A 14310-nucleotide genomic window follows, 5' to 3' on the forward strand; every position below is an offset into this window, starting at 1 on the left:
TACAAAGACTACAGGATTATGGTGACAAGGAGGGTGACCATGCATCTGGAATATGTCGGCATTCTGCTCAACAACAATACGTATCGCAGAATTTCCAGCGGGAGAATCGGCACTGAATCACTGACCAACTACGAAGAAGCTGCTGCCATGAATGGGTTGGTTCCTTGTTTTTTTACAATCCATCATATTTCACTAGAGACTGGAAAGGTGACTGGTTTTGTTCCGGCTCCAGCTGGATATTCACAAGTGCATATTCCCATCCCACGCGTTATTCATATGCGGGCTATTTATCATAAAAAGCAGGAGCAGGCGCTGATTGACCAACTGATCAAGCGCGGGGTATTCGTTTATAACGGGCGTACGCGTTACGGTAAAAACGTTATACATCATATGCTGGAACAGGACCAGGGGATATTACCCTCCCTGCCTCATACGGTAGAAGCTACCCCTGCCTCGATTCGCTCCATGTTGAACCAGCACGGGGATCTCGTTCTAAAACCATGCAACGGAAGCATCGGGGTTGGGATTATGCGATTAAAAGGTAACTCTTTACGCAGTCAATTCACTTACTCCCGCTCATCCCCGTCGGCCAAGGGCTGGAGAACGGTTACCTTGCCGCCCGGAAAGCTCCATCCTCTGATCTATCAGCGGATTAGGCAAGCTCCATTCGTTGTACAACAGCGCATACCGCTTGCCGAATATGATGACCGCCCCTTTGATATCCGAGTTACCGTACAGCGCGGGGGAAGCGGGCGCTGGGAGGTCGCCGGGATGTTCGCCAAAACATCGGCTCCACGAACGTTTGTCTCCAACATAGCTCAAGGCGGCTCAGCCTATCGGGTCCCGGACATACTCGCCCGCTGCATGCCTGACTTGCCTGTAGGACTTACCATAGAACGAATTGCCGAGTTTTCCCTCCATGTCGCCAAGACGCTGTCCTTGTATATTCCGTACGCAGCTGATTTTGGAATGGATGTCGGCATTACCGAGAATGGAAAGATCTATTTCATTGAATGCAACGGCTGCGATCAACGTTATGGATTTCGGGAAGCCGGAATGGAGGAAGTTTGGAAATATTCGTACTACAATCCGATGGCTTTTGCCCGGTATCTTTATGATAATGGGGTCTGGCCGCATTATTGAATGGAAAAAACCAGCCTTCCCCTGTGAACGGGGAGAGGCTGGTTTATGACGATTTTAATGAGGCACCTGGGATTTGAAATCCCCTTTACTGGATTGATCCGCATGGTAAAATACGATATCCCCGTCCAGCAGCGTGAATCTCTTGCCATACGGATCGGTATAGGTTCGGCTGTACCCTTCAAGCTGCCACTGATTCATGAGCGGTGCGTGAATGTATTGCAGATGGGGCTTGGCCGTATTGCCCTCTCGGATCGTCTCGATGTTGAAATTGACCACGATATACCCCTTCTTGAGAAATACAGAGGACTTCTCGTCCAGTCGGTTACTTCGCCCATAAGCTGCCAGATCCGTTCCTTTCTTCACCACATAGACGTCGGCGGGAAGACTGTATTCACCGTACCAGCGCTGAACAGCGGCGTTGGCCCGCTCTCCGTCAACGGAGGTTGGCAGCCCCGACTTTGGCCCGATCAGCGTTCGAATGCCGGACGGCAGCAGCATCCAGTCGAGCCGGCCAACCCAGGTCTTACTCTTGCTGATCTTCTCCATATACTGCTTCGCGTAGGCTGCCGGGGAGATTCCCGCCGGCGCTCCACCGTAGTTGTATAGATACGAGGCGGTATCCTGCAGTTCCTCTTGGGGTACATTGCGCAGCCTTTCATTCAGAATGACGTAACGCTTCTCAGTATCCTGCGGGGAACCGATGCGAATGAACTTCCGGTCTCCACTGTGGTAATACAGATCGACAGGCTGACGTCCGCTGCCGTCTTTATTCACGAAATAAAAGCTCGGCGTAACCGAAATGCCGTCCTGCGCCCCGAACATATTGCCCTTCGTCTTCAAATCGAATTTGAAATGGTATCCTGTCTTCACGGCCGCATTCTTATACCCCTGCGCCGGATGCTTGCCCGGAGCGATGGGAAGCGTATAAGGCAGCGCGTTCCCCCGGGCCTCGCCGTCAATGCCGCGGAGTCCTGTCCAATAGGACGCCCCGCTTGGTGACGCATTCCCTTTTTGTTTGCGGAAGACCGTCTCCCAGTTATAATCGGCAATATCCGTGATATGAAAATCATATACGCGCCCGATCACTTCCACAGGTTCTATATCGGTAGCCACATGGTGGGATAAATTCGTGTTGGCATCGGGCTGCGTCGTATAGTCGGGCGGCGCGTTCTCCGCAATCGTACGGAAGTACACCTGGTAATCGCCCTCATCTACCCACACCGGCAGAAAAAACTCCGTGTCCAGCTGTGCCGTCGGGATCGTGATCCAGGTGTCTTTTGGATAGAAGGTGCGCTTGTCGCTGCTGTACACATCAAACGGAAAATAAACCTGCTTCGATCTTACATACTTCGTATAGTCCCGGTTTCCGTATCCCTGAATGTTCCGATGCTGGCCCGAGGTAGGGATGCGTACCGTAAACGGCCGATCCAAGATGAAGGCAGACCGATTCGGATTGGGGGTCGTCTTCTGGTTGTGGGCCTGATCATCCGTTACGGAGGAATAGTTGACGACCGGGGTGTGGACGGTGACGGTGTTTATGGCGTTGACCGGGAACGTTTGATGGGACCCGCCATTAATGTTGCCCGGGATGAGCTCGTAATCAATCGTACCGTTGCTCACCGTATTCGCTTTATTCAACAGCGTACTGCTGATAAGATAGTTTCTACCGTACAATACGTCTCTTTGAATCGTCGCAGCCGGAGGGATAATCCCTGGCGATGGCGCCGTTCCCTGTGCCCAGCTGTCACTCATGACGGTAGATCCGTTAAACAAGACTTTATCGTTTCTTACCTGGTTTTGGCCCACGGCCGACTCGGCTGCGGACGTAAAATCCGTTGTCGGCACCGCCGGTCTGCTTGAACCGCCTGAAACGGTTTCCGTGCCTAAATCCACTTCTTCGCATGAAGCAGGCTCCACATGATCGGCAAGACTCGCGCTGTGATCAGACGTAAGAACCGGAGGTGTGTAACCGGCTGGAGTAAGGCTCACCGAACCGCCTGGTAAAGCATAGTTGCTGACAGTCGTTTTGGAAAGCTTATAAACCTCCAGGTTATCGATTTGCCAGTAGGAGTACGGCCTCGTTATCGTCACCTGTTCTTCTACCGGAACCTCTTCTTCCATAGGTTCATCGGGCGTGCCGGGATCATCCGGTCCTGAGCTTGGCGTTCCCGGGATCGTCCAGGTGAGAAGATATGTTTTTTTGACGGGAACGGTGTAGGTGATCTCCCCCGTCATGTTCGCCCATTGGTTCTTGTACAGATAATTAAGGCCAAACACATTGACGTACAGGGATTCCGAAGTCGGTATCCCGTCCAGAACATCAAACTTTTCTGAATCCCGGTTATCCGCCTTAATAACGCCCGTTGCCACGGGGTCCATTACCGTGTGCGAAGTAACGGTTCCCTTTCTCGCAGCACCGATTTGGATCCCGCATGTGTTGGGCGGACCGCCTGAGCCTCCATCTCCACCGCCGCCTCCTCCTCCGTTATTACCGCACGATGCCCCTGTACCGACCTGAATCATGGCATCGTCGGTTTCGTCCAGGGCTTGGGCCGTGTCCTTAAAATGAGCCGTAATCGTCGCTTGCCCCGTCGTTGCCACGGCTGTAACCACACCGGAAGCGTTCACGGACATGATGCCGTTATCCGAGCTTCGCCAAGTCAACTTATCGTGTCTTTGCAGATTGTATGTACTTCCGTCTACCTTCGTTAATTTCGCTGTAAGTTGAATGGTACCGGCCGGTGGAACACAGGTCGGACCGGTAATGTCCAGGCTTGATGTTCCATCTGCAAAGGTGGCTCGGAGGAGTTTGTCTTTGTACACGTAGGTGTAAGATGTGAAATCTGCATAAAACTTGTTAAAATAAAACACCTGCTTGGCACCAGGATTTGCCCAATAATGATGATATTTATCATTGTTAAATGATTGACTAAAATTAATAGTTATTAAATTTAAATCAGTAACATTTACAAGTGCGCCTGACTTTGGCAAAGTACTTGCATCAGCATAGCCTGTATCAGTAGGAACACCCCCACTAACAATTAAAGAATTTCTATCAACCTTAACATTAGTAGCCTCAACCTCTTCTTTTGAAATCCCACCATCTCGAATCCATTGACTATAGAAAGGGGAGTTAGCGTCAATAACATAAAATGGTTTAGTTCGTGGGATTTTTGCTTCAAGTGCATCATCTGTGCAGTTTGGATACTTCGGAAGTAAGTTACCTTGAACATTTTCAGTTGCGGCTGAGTCATCACAACCTCTACTGTCTCTCTTACTTACAGCACCTCCCGATGCCCTCCAATGTTTCCCATACCAGTTACCTGCATCAAAAATGGACCAACGATCCCAATAATATACCCCTCCATAATTTGTGTTTTCTTCTGATCGGACCATTGTTTTACTACCACTTAAAGTATCAGTTTTATTTATCCATTTGTTTACGCCCGGGGTAAAGTCTACAAATGAACGTATAGTTGTCCCAGTACTTTTATCAACCCACTCTAATTTTTTAATTATTTTTCCTGGAGGAGCAGTAACAGAGATGGACTTTGTAGATAACTGCTTTTTATCCGAAAATAAATACCCCCCGTATTCATAATCATCAGGATCTTTGAGCATTTCATAATTGATACTCTCTGATATCTCCCCGGCCGCAACTATTTCAATTGGATCAAATATAATAATGTTAAATAACAAAATAAATGGCACCAATAATGAAAAAGCTCGCAACATCTTCAAAGTCCTCCTACTTTATCAATATTGATCTAGAAAGGACTTGACTTATGATCGGTGCCCCTGCTGAAATAGACTCTATTGAAACTCTGATAGATCCGTCTGTACTGAATTTCTCTTTTGGAATAACAAGTCCAAATATATTTTTGCTAGAATCATTCGATTGAATAACTGAAGGTACTATGAGACTATTTCCAGTAGGAACACCATTGTAACCATGAATTTGAAGATTTACACGATCTGAAATAGGGTAACCTTTTGGATTTTTATTAATTACTATACGAGCTTTAACAACAACAACATAACATTTGAGATCATCAGAAAATTTTACCCAATCCCCATTATAAGTTCTATATGAGAGTTTATTTTTTGATGGAAGTATGATTCTATTTGGATCTCTTGGGTCATTCCAATCAATTGCTAAAAGCTCTTCTACCTGTATTGTGGTACCATCTTTACCAGAGAATTTTAGATTCGAGACTTTCCAAGAATTTATTCCTGTTTTGTTATGATTATCTGGCCCATTAAAAATCTCCGGTGCCACCGAGAAAATATTCGTCTTGTGCCAATACACCTCAGCAGCAGCTACTGCATATTTATCCACGGGAAGCTCCTTGCCGCCTTTTACTTGAAGCAGTCGCTCAATGACCGCAATCGCTTGAGCTCTTGTGGTAGCGCCCGTTGGTGATATTACGCCCGGGGCGGTCCCGGATATGATGCCGTCCTTGGATGCAAGATACATCCACTGCTTGTCCTCCACATTTTTGTACCCCAGTGCTTTTACCGCCAGTTTGGACATCTCTTCACGCGTCATCCGTTGAGTCAGGTTACCGTCGGCATAATCGCCGGCTTTATAGATCCCTGCCGATTCTGCCGCCGTCACGTAAGGAGCATACCAGGAACCTGAACTTGTAGAAGCTGCCTCAAGCTTCAGGGCCGACACCGCCATTTTGATGAATTCCGCTCGGGATACCTGTTGGTTAGGCAGGAATCTTCTATCCGGGTACCCATCCACATAACCTCGTTGTACCGCATCTTGAATAGCTGCCTGGGCCCAGTGGCCCTGAATATCCGTAAACTGGACAGCCGCGGTCTCACGAGACTCCATCGCTTTGTCGACCGTATTGTCTTGGGCCGTCTCCGCCACGGCCGAATTCAAGCTTCCGACGATCACGGTTAGCACCGTTAATACACTGATCAAGATCTTCTTCATGCATATCCTCCTGAATATCGTTATAGATAAACCCTATGTCATTGCTTTATATCTCCTTTCTACGCCCTTGCTTAGGGACATCTACCGCCAACTCTCACAATTACACAACAATTACAGTTTTGTATGAATGAGAGAAATTGTAGTTATTTTATCATATAATCCACTATTTTGGTATAATATTCCTAACCTGATTCTAGTTGACTAGTTTATGGAATATCTCAATTCACGACTGCAGATGCACCCTAAACATGAGAAAACCTCGACGAGTAGTCACGTGAAATTGTGTCCATTCGTTCGAGGTTTAATTGTTACATGTAGTGGAAGTGCTTATAAACCGGTTGAGGATTCTTCCCGGTCCCCTGCCTGAATTTCAGCTTTCTCCGCGCTTTGCTTATATACAGCAGCCAACACCTTTTCATAAGCGCTTTCAAATTCATCCGGCAGGATCGGCTTGATTTTGTCCATTACATTCAGCAGTTTAAATAATGCCTGTACCTCCTCTTCCGTTAAACCAAGGGGGTACATTGCAAAATGTCCAATGAAGGTATAGCCGCGGCCGCGGCCTTGGTGAGTGATGGGGATATGCATGGCACTGAGGGCATCCATATCCCGATAAATGGTTCTTTCACTGGTTCCACAGCGTTCGGCAAGCTCCCGAGCAAGTATTCCTGGTCTTGCTTGTACAAGGGTAATGATTCTCATTAGTCGGATCAGTCGGTCTGTCATATGGCATTCTCCCTATCTTTCTAGTAAATTAGACATATTTTTGTTGACTGCTAAGTAGTACATTCGACCCTGATATCATTTTTCCTTTTTTATATAGGGATTCTTGTTTCCTGGTTATGACTTAAGTCTAAAGTCCCTTTTCCAGTTCGCATTTTCAGAATAAAACTGCTGATATGTAATCTTATATAGAACACTAAGTTTATAAAGGACCTCGGCCTCCTTTAAATATTCCGGATCTCGAAATCGGGTTGCGTATAAAAGCATCTCATCTGCCTGTCTACGAATCAGGTCTTCACCTTGAGTCCAATTCCCCTGTTCCAGTTCTTCTCTTGCCTGCTCCAGGATGAAAGCATTCTGGTATAATTTCAGCACTTTCTCTACCCGGTAATCTGCTTTTCGATATCTCAATGTCGTATGATTGCTGAATTGAAGCGGGATCGTTCGGGACGGCTGCAAAACCACCTTCTGCTTCAGAACATCCATGTAAGTCCATAAAGCAGTAACGATGGGATACACCCCCGATTGACGAGCACCAACACTCAGCTCAAGAACCAATTGCTTGGTTCTTCCTTCGGACAAAGAGCCTAATGACAACGAGATGTTGCGATCATTCAGAATCTCCCCTCGGCAGCCATACATCTGTTCCACTCGAACGCCTTCTCCTAATTGAAGGTGCAGCTGGACTTCTTCGGCTATTTGCCGACGAAGGCCTTTGGTCTGCGTTTTCTGCTTCTGGACACCAGCCCTCCACTCGATCAGCAGAAAGACTTGACTAGTGCCGCCAGCGAACACATGACTGTGGCTCCATGTATAATCCGAATACAAGCCTGACTGCAATACATCCACCTCTTTCCTCTTCTTCTAATAATGTACCAATAGAGAGGGACATCTTACTGTCACGGAACATATGTTCCTGTTCTAATTTCGACAAAAAAGACCACATCCCTATGAGCTGCGGTCTTTCGTGAATATGCTTTATGGCAGTTCGCGTACAAGGAAATCTGCGGCTAACCTCAGAATGTTCTTCCTTTACAATAATATGGTGTTGACGACGGCAAGCAGCACAACATATATCCCTAAAGCGATCCCAATGAATTTGACCAGCTGGGTTGAGCCGATCCGGTACAACTCGATTGCGGCGGCGCTGCTTGCTGCCAATCCGGTCATTAGAGCAAATACAAGGAGGAAGAAAGCCGGCTTTACCAACAAGAAGCTAAGCAGTCCACTAACGATAAGCACCGCTCCGAACGGCAGCTGGAACGAGCCCATTTTGGCTATGTAATCCTTCATGTCGAGCTTATGTTTGGTCATCATGTTCCCGGCAAGCCAGAACGAACCCAGCAGAATGACGGTTGAGAACAATCCCAGTAAAAGAAAACGGCCCCCCATGCCGAAATCGCTTAACAAGGCGGACATCATGCCTAGTCCGGAATAGAACATCCGCTTGACTCCAAGGCCGAACAACCAAAAACCGAGGATGCTGGATGCCATCCCGATCAGGCCGTAGATCATGCCTGTTTGATCCCCCCGCATATTCAGGGCACTCATCGGATTTTTCAATAGATTCAGCAGCACCTGACCATCGACTTGAACGGCCGATGAAGTTTTGGCATGCGAGCCTCCGGCCGATGCGGAATCGGGACGCCCATGTTCCGGCTCCGCCGCTGCCGCCGTGTATTTCACCGAGATGTCGTTAGTGCATTGATGTGCGACGCCATAAATGTATTATTTTGCAACTGTTTCTGCCATAAAACGTCATATTCAGACGATATTTTCCGTTTGTTTAGGATACTCCTATCCCACAGCAGAATGAAAACGACTTCGATCGATAAACGCCAACCAACGCAAAAAAACCCGGAGCGTTCTCCGGGTTTTAAAGGCTGCTTATTTGGAATATACGGGATCTGCTAACCAATTACCGCTGCCGAAGCGGACTTCGTATCTCCCATAAATCTTTCGGTGCGTTGAATGGGTGCGTACGTGACTTTATCGATCAATAAGCCGTTGCCTACGGGCTTTCCATTCACCGTTATCATAATTTTCTTCACGTTGTTATCTTTCATCATAATCGTAATCTCCTTTTATCTGCTAGTTCATTTTATGTTCATTTCGTATGGGATGGCCTCTATGCGCTTGCTTGAATACATTACCCGCCCCATTGGCAAGTTAAACAACCTAGCTGCGAATGGATTCACTTCCCATGCGAATGTGGGTAATATATATTAATAGAAACCTGTCGAAATCTGATTCGTATTTACTATAAATAATCGAATGGTGGTGACACCGCATGTTTAAGCCGTCAAAATCCAGGCTCATCCAACTTTCTCTGATTCTGCTGGTAGCAGGCATCGCGCTGCCGGCCGGAGGACGGACCGCCAATGCCAATTATTTCAACAATATGTACGATAATATCCAGCAGTTCACGGGACTCCCCGACGAAATAAACCAGCTTAAGAGCAACTATAACCAAGCCCTGCAAGAGCTTGATAAAGCCAAGATCGCTTCCGAACGGCTGCAGCAGCAAAATCTGACCCTCGCGGAGCAGAACTCCAATCTTGCAGAGCAGAACCAGCAATTAACCCAAATGGTAAGCCAGTTACAGGAGGCTGAAGCCGCACGAAAGCGCGGGGCGGAACGTTTAAAAACGGTAGCGATTACCGCCGTGGCGTTAGCTGCGGGATACTTTGTCATCATTCGCGTCCTGCGATTCGGCATGCGCCGAACGAACCGTTCGAGATAGGACAAGCTCTTATCCAGATCCATCCCATTCAACCAGGCAAAAGGAGGCGCGGCGATGATTATCCGAATGGAAGATGCGGCCGGCAGCGGAGCAGGTCAAGCGGTTACGTTCTCCTTGACGGAGGGGGACACGGCGCATGTCCTTCATCCCGAGCAGATCGTTGCCTATCGGGGACCCTCCTCCGGACGCAGCGATCGACTTATGAACGTGAAGGGCATCTACCGCAAAAAAAAGCTGATCCGTGCCGACATTACGGGACCCAGCCAATTTACGGCTGCGCTTCCCCCGGGCTTCAACATGCATGAAATACAGCTGGAAGGCGAGCAGGACATGCTCTATGATTTTCGTCATGTTTTCTTTTACACCCGGTTTGTTACGATGCAGACAAGAATACTGAAAATCAAAAACATGCTGGTCACGCGAGATGCCATTAAGATGAAGTTTTCCGGGAATGGCAGCATCGGCATTCTGACTCAAGGCCCGGTATGCAAAGTCAAGCTGCATCCTACCGAGCCGCTGTATGTGGACGCCGGAAGCATCATCGCCTACCCCGAAGCCGCTAAGCTGGATCTAACCGTATACGGCAATCATCTGGCCAGCCAGCACATGAACTATCACTGGAAGCTCACCGGCGACGGTTATGTGCTGTTTCAAGCGGGACGCCAGAATCAGCGGCTTGTGAACGATTTAAACGACGAAGGCATCATCAAGCGATTCCTGCGGGAAGCAATTCCCTTCGGCGGAGTGTTTATCAAATAATCCGGCCGTGTTATAATGGAGGGCGTAATCGGACCGCATGCCGTTTACGGCTCTCCATGCGGTCACAAGGACAACAGAAGACAATCCATGCGCCTGCATCGGTGCGTGGGAGAGGTTCGTGAACTCCCTCTATAAAAAACTATCGTGTCTTATTCGGTGTTACACCCTAAGAATAAGGCTTGTTTTTTTACGGATTCAGTTCAATGAACTTCTCTTTCTTCTACGGGATCGGCCCTTTCGGGCTGCTCTTAAATTATGAAGGATGAGAGGTTTTTTTATGCTTAAAAATGAAAAAGCAGTCGTTGTTTTCAGCGGGGGGCAAGACAGCACCACCTGCCTGTTCTGGGCGAAGGAACGCTTCGCCGAAGTGGAAACCGTAACATTCGATTATGGCCAACGCCATAAGCTTGAAATAGAATGCGCGGCACAGATTGCCAAGGAGCAAGGCGTGAAGCAGACGGTGCTTGATATGAGCCTGCTTAATCAGCTGGCGCCGAATGCATTAACGCGCAGCGATATCGAGATCGCCGAAGGCGACGGCTTGCCTACGACGTTTGTGGATGGCCGAAACCTGCTGTTCCTCAGCTTTGCAGCCGTGCTGGCCAAGGGCGTCGGAGCGAAACATTTGATCACGGGCGTATGCGAGACGGATTTCAGCGGTTATCCCGACTGTCGGGACAGCTTCATCAAATCGCTCAACGTTACGCTGAACCTGGCCATGGATTACCCGTTCGTCATTCATACCCCGCTCATGTGGCTCGACAAATCCGAAACCTGGGAGCTTGCCGACCAGATGAATGCGCTCGAATATGTTCGCGATCATACGTTAACCTGTTATAACGGCATCAAGGGAGACGGCTGCGGGGAATGTCCTGCTTGCAAGCTGAGAAAAGCAGGGCTCGACAAGTATATGCAGCGCCGCAGCGCCATCTCCGAGAGGGGGCGCCTGGTATGAGCCGCGAGCCCGGGGCTTTCCGCATCGTAGAGCATCTGCAGAAGATTGGCGAAGACATCGATGCCGGAAGCCTGCGTTACCATCGAAAGCGGGTGCTTGTTTCCAAAGAGTTTACCTTCGATGCTGCCCACCACCTGCATTGCTATGAGGGAAAATGCAAAAACCTCCATGGCCACACGTATAAAGTGGTTTTTGGTATCAGCGGAACTCCAAACGAGGTCGGCATTACCGTGGATTTTGGAGACATCAAGGATTGCTGGAAAACGAGTATCGAACCTTACCTGGATCACCGTTACCTGAACGAGACCTTGCCTCCGATGAATACGACGGCAGAGAACATGGTGGTCTGGTTGTTTGAGAAAATGGAGGAGGCCCTCCGCAGCAGAGAATCCTACGAGGAACAAGGCATGCGAACGGAATTCGTTCGCCTGTTTGAGACGCCGACCAGCTATGCCGAGGTCAGACGGGAGTGGATGATCCATGAATAATGTGCATGAAACGCCTGTAACGGATTCAAACCGGGGCTCCTCCCCTGCCATGACGGTGGACCGTCCGATTCCCGTAATGGAGATTTTCGGTCCTACCGTTCAAGGCGAAGGCATGGTCGTTGGCCGCAAGACGATGTTCGTTCGGACGGCGGGCTGCGACTATCGCTGTTCCTGGTGCGACTCCGCATTCACATGGGACGGTTCGGCTAAGGACTCCATCTCGCTGTTGACTGCTGATGAGATCTGGCAAGAGCTGTACCGGCTGGGCGGAGAACGCTTCGATCACGTCACCCTGTCCGGCGGCAATCCCGCTCTTCTTCCCCAGCTTGGAGCGCTTGTGGATGAGCTGCATCGGCACGGAATTACCGTTGCCGTGGAGACCCAAGGCTCACGCTGGCAGGACTGGCTGAATCATATCGATGAAGTCACCATTTCCCCTAAGCCGCCTAGCTCGGGCATGGATACGGACTGGGGGAAGCTCGACGATATCGTCTCGCGTTTATCCGCCCGTCCGCCCGGCAGAACCTTCAGCCTGAAGGTTGTGGTCTTTGACGATAAGGACTTGACCTACGCGGAAACGGTCCATGAACGATACCCGAACGTGCCATTTTACTTGCAGACCGGTAATCCCGATGTAGGCACAGGGGACACGACTTCGCTTGTCTCCCATCTGCTGGACCGGTACGAGTCGCTTGTTGATGCGGTCATGCAATCCGACCGGTTAAACGATGTGCGCGTCTTGCCGCAATTGCATACGCTCGTCTGGGGGAATAAACGTGGCGTATAGCACGGCATCAAGAAATTACCGACGATCTGATGGAGTTTGAATTATTATAAATGAAGGAGTTATCATATATGGCTGGAAGACAAAAAGAAGAAATGGAAGACGTTACCCTGCTCGGCAACCAAGGCACGAAATACACGTTCGAGTATGATCCGGGCATTCTGGAGAGCTTTGACAACAAGCATCCCTACCGCGACTATTTCGTCAAATTCAACTGTCCCGAATTTACAAGCTTATGCCCGATCACCGGCCAGCCGGACTTTGCGACCATCTACATCAGTTACATTCCGGATATTAAGATGGTGGAGAGCAAGTCCTTGAAGCTATACCTGTTCAGCTTCCGCAATCACGGGGACTTTCATGAGGATTGCGTCAATATCATCATGAATGACCTGATCAAGCTGATGGATCCGAGATATATCGAGGTATGGGGCAAATTCACCCCGCGCGGCGGCATTTCCATCGATCCGTACTGCAATTACGGTCGCCCGGGAACCAAATACGAGGAGATTGCCGCGAATCGTCTGATGAACCATGACCTGTACCCCGAAAAGGTGGATAATCGGTAAGAAACCACCTTTATGGTTGCATCATGATATTCTCCGATGTTGATTAAGTAAAGGGATGCCCGCGCATGGCGGGCATCCCTTTTGGTCTTGTCGATCCGTGTATCATCCTTGGCTACAGCGGATATTCCATGTTCCGAAGACGGTAATGAACACGCCGCTTCTTGTACAGCATTTTCCCGGCTTCGGCCACATCGCTTATGGTGCCTTTGTTGCTGATCGAGCCGAATACGATCCCGGCGATCGGAATCAGCTGAAACAGCTTTTTCATCCCGAAGTTATCGGTATACGACTGGACGACTTCACGCCAGCCCTGCAGCTGTGAGAAGACCTGCTCCGTCGCCTGGACGTCGTCAAAACTGGCAAGCTCCTCAAGCACCGCTTTCTTTCCGACGATGTCGGCAGATGCAAACTGCAGGCATTTCACGATAAACACCCGCTCCCGGGGATCGTTCGGATCGTACCCGTAACAAAGGGCCATCTCCTGAAGCACCTTGAGCGATTGACCGAGCACCATGGGCAGATCGGCCGCTATCGTAAATACGCCTCCGATTCCCGTTGCCGCCCCTTGGGCCGCCGCGAATTTGACCCGCTTTACCGTCAGCGTATCCGCTGCCGCATCCATGACCTGGAGCGGCAATTTCGCGGCTGCTGCCAGCGTAAGTCCGGAAGCCACCGCCTGCTCCTCTCCGTTCCCAGCCCCGCCCGACTCCGCCTCGCCGGATTTCGCGGAAGGGTCGTTCACCGCACCTGAACCTTCCAATCCAGCGGTCTGAGCCAGTACGTTCATGACCGACTTCTCGCGAACCAGATGCTTTCCGCCGCTTTGAATAAATCCGCCTACCTCGTTCAAGGCGCTCCCGATTTTCTCTTGAACAGCCTTGGGCGTAAGGCGGTCCAGCAGCATAAAGGGAATTCTTCCGAGCTTCTCCCAGAACATGACGTCCTTCTGCTCCTTCTCCCATTTCAAAATCTCTTGAAGCTGCGACTCCAGCTGTTGTCGTGATTCCATCTCTGCCATCCTCACTACTCCTCTATCCGAATTAAAACGATCTATGAAGGTTATACGCATAAAATGGAAGAAAGGCGCAATAAATTTCATTGAATCTTGTAACAGCATCACAAGGCGAATAAAAAAAGAGAACGACCATTATCTGGCCGTTCTCCCTTTGCTTTTGTTATCCATCATGAAACGGCAGCA

14 protein-coding genes and 1 riboswitch are annotated in these 14310 nt (G+C 49.4%); of the genes, 7 read left to right on the forward strand and 7 right to left on the reverse strand.

The window, feature by feature from the left end; genetic code table 11:
* Window positions 1–39 precede the first annotated feature (39 nt).
* A complete protein-coding gene (locus BMX45_RS15990) occupies window positions 40–1143 on the forward strand; it encodes a YheC/YheD family endospore coat-associated protein (RefSeq protein WP_090910524.1) in 1104 nt (367 codons plus the stop codon).
* A gap of 54 nt (window positions 1144–1197) precedes the next feature.
* Here BMX45_RS15990 and BMX45_RS15995 read toward each other — a convergent pair whose 3' ends face one another.
* The 6 genes from BMX45_RS15995 to BMX45_RS31340 form a co-directional block, all read right to left on the reverse strand.
* Entirely contained in the window at window positions 1198–3966 is a 2769-nt protein-coding gene (locus BMX45_RS15995) for a DUF5704 domain-containing protein (RefSeq protein ID WP_254778096.1), read from the reverse strand.
* Window positions 3967–4891: 925 nt separating this feature from the next.
* Window positions 4892–6091, reverse strand: a complete 1200-nt coding sequence (locus BMX45_RS16005; protein ID WP_090910526.1) for an S-layer homology domain-containing protein — start codon at window positions 6089–6091, stop codon at window positions 4892–4894.
* A gap of 327 nt (window positions 6092–6418) precedes the next feature.
* Window positions 6419–6817 carry a helix-turn-helix transcriptional regulator gene (locus BMX45_RS16010; RefSeq protein WP_009591580.1) on the reverse strand — a complete coding sequence of 133 codons (399 nt, stop codon included), beginning with the start codon at window positions 6815–6817 and terminating at the stop codon, window positions 6419–6421.
* 114 nt (window positions 6818–6931) lie between these two features.
* The gene (locus tag BMX45_RS16015) at window positions 6932–7663 is read right to left on the reverse strand and encodes a hypothetical protein (RefSeq protein ID WP_090910527.1); all 732 of its coding nucleotides are present in this window, start codon (window positions 7661–7663) and stop codon (window positions 6932–6934) included.
* A gap of 183 nt (window positions 7664–7846) precedes the next feature.
* The gene (locus BMX45_RS16020; protein ID WP_254778097.1) at window positions 7847–8500 is read right to left on the reverse strand and encodes a hypothetical protein; all 654 of its coding nucleotides are present in this window, start codon (window positions 8498–8500) and stop codon (window positions 7847–7849) included.
* A gap of 224 nt (window positions 8501–8724) precedes the next feature.
* On the reverse strand, window positions 8725–8883 hold the full coding sequence (locus BMX45_RS31340) for a hypothetical protein (protein ID WP_009591751.1): 159 nt from the start codon (window positions 8881–8883) through the stop codon (window positions 8725–8727).
* 221 nt (window positions 8884–9104) lie between these two features.
* On the opposite strand from BMX45_RS31340, the gene BMX45_RS16025 reads away from it, so the two are divergent.
* The 6 genes from BMX45_RS16025 to queF all read left to right on the forward strand — a co-directional run bounded on the left by BMX45_RS16025 (window position 9105) and on the right by queF (window position 13112).
* Window positions 9105–9557 carry a cell division protein ZapB gene (locus BMX45_RS16025; RefSeq protein ID WP_090910529.1) on the forward strand — a complete coding sequence of 151 codons (453 nt, stop codon included), beginning with the start codon at window positions 9105–9107 and terminating at the stop codon, window positions 9555–9557.
* 54 nt (window positions 9558–9611) lie between these two features.
* Window positions 9612–10316: an AIM24 family protein gene (locus BMX45_RS16030; protein ID WP_009591651.1), complete on the forward strand. Its 705-nt coding sequence runs from the start codon at window positions 9612–9614 to the stop codon at window positions 10314–10316.
* Between the two features lie 110 nt (window positions 10317–10426).
* A riboswitch (PreQ1 riboswitch) is annotated at window positions 10427–10458 on the forward strand.
* Between the two features lie 135 nt (window positions 10459–10593).
* Window positions 10594–11271, forward strand: a complete 678-nt coding sequence (queC, locus tag BMX45_RS16035; protein ID WP_090910531.1) for a 7-cyano-7-deazaguanine synthase QueC — start codon at window positions 10594–10596, stop codon at window positions 11269–11271.
* Window positions 11268–11759 carry a 6-carboxytetrahydropterin synthase QueD gene (gene queD, locus BMX45_RS16040; RefSeq protein ID WP_090910532.1) on the forward strand — a complete coding sequence of 164 codons (492 nt, stop codon included), beginning with the start codon at window positions 11268–11270 and terminating at the stop codon, window positions 11757–11759. Before queC ends, queD begins: the two co-directional genes overlap by 4 nt.
* A 49-nt stretch (window positions 11760–11808) precedes the next feature.
* Window positions 11809–12546, forward strand: a complete 738-nt coding sequence (gene queE / locus BMX45_RS16045; RefSeq protein WP_090910781.1) for a 7-carboxy-7-deazaguanine synthase QueE — start codon at window positions 11809–11811, stop codon at window positions 12544–12546.
* 68 nt (window positions 12547–12614) lie between these two features.
* Window positions 12615–13112 (forward strand): preQ(1) synthase, encoded by a 498-nt coding sequence (gene queF, locus BMX45_RS16050; RefSeq protein ID WP_009591586.1) that lies wholly within the window; start codon window positions 12615–12617, stop codon window positions 13110–13112.
* A gap of 112 nt (window positions 13113–13224) precedes the next feature.
* Here the strand turns inward: queF and BMX45_RS16055 are convergent, their stop codons facing one another.
* Complete coding sequence (locus tag BMX45_RS16055; protein ID WP_090910534.1) at window positions 13225–14130, reverse strand: EcsC family protein; 906 nt, start codon at window positions 14128–14130, stop codon at window positions 13225–13227.
* Between the last annotated feature and the right edge of the window lie 180 nt (window positions 14131–14310).

This window comes from Paenibacillus sp. cl141a (genome assembly GCF_900109305.1).
In the GTDB taxonomy this organism is placed as follows: Bacteria; Bacillota; Bacilli; order Paenibacillales; family Paenibacillaceae; genus Paenibacillus_AQ; species Paenibacillus_AQ lautus_A.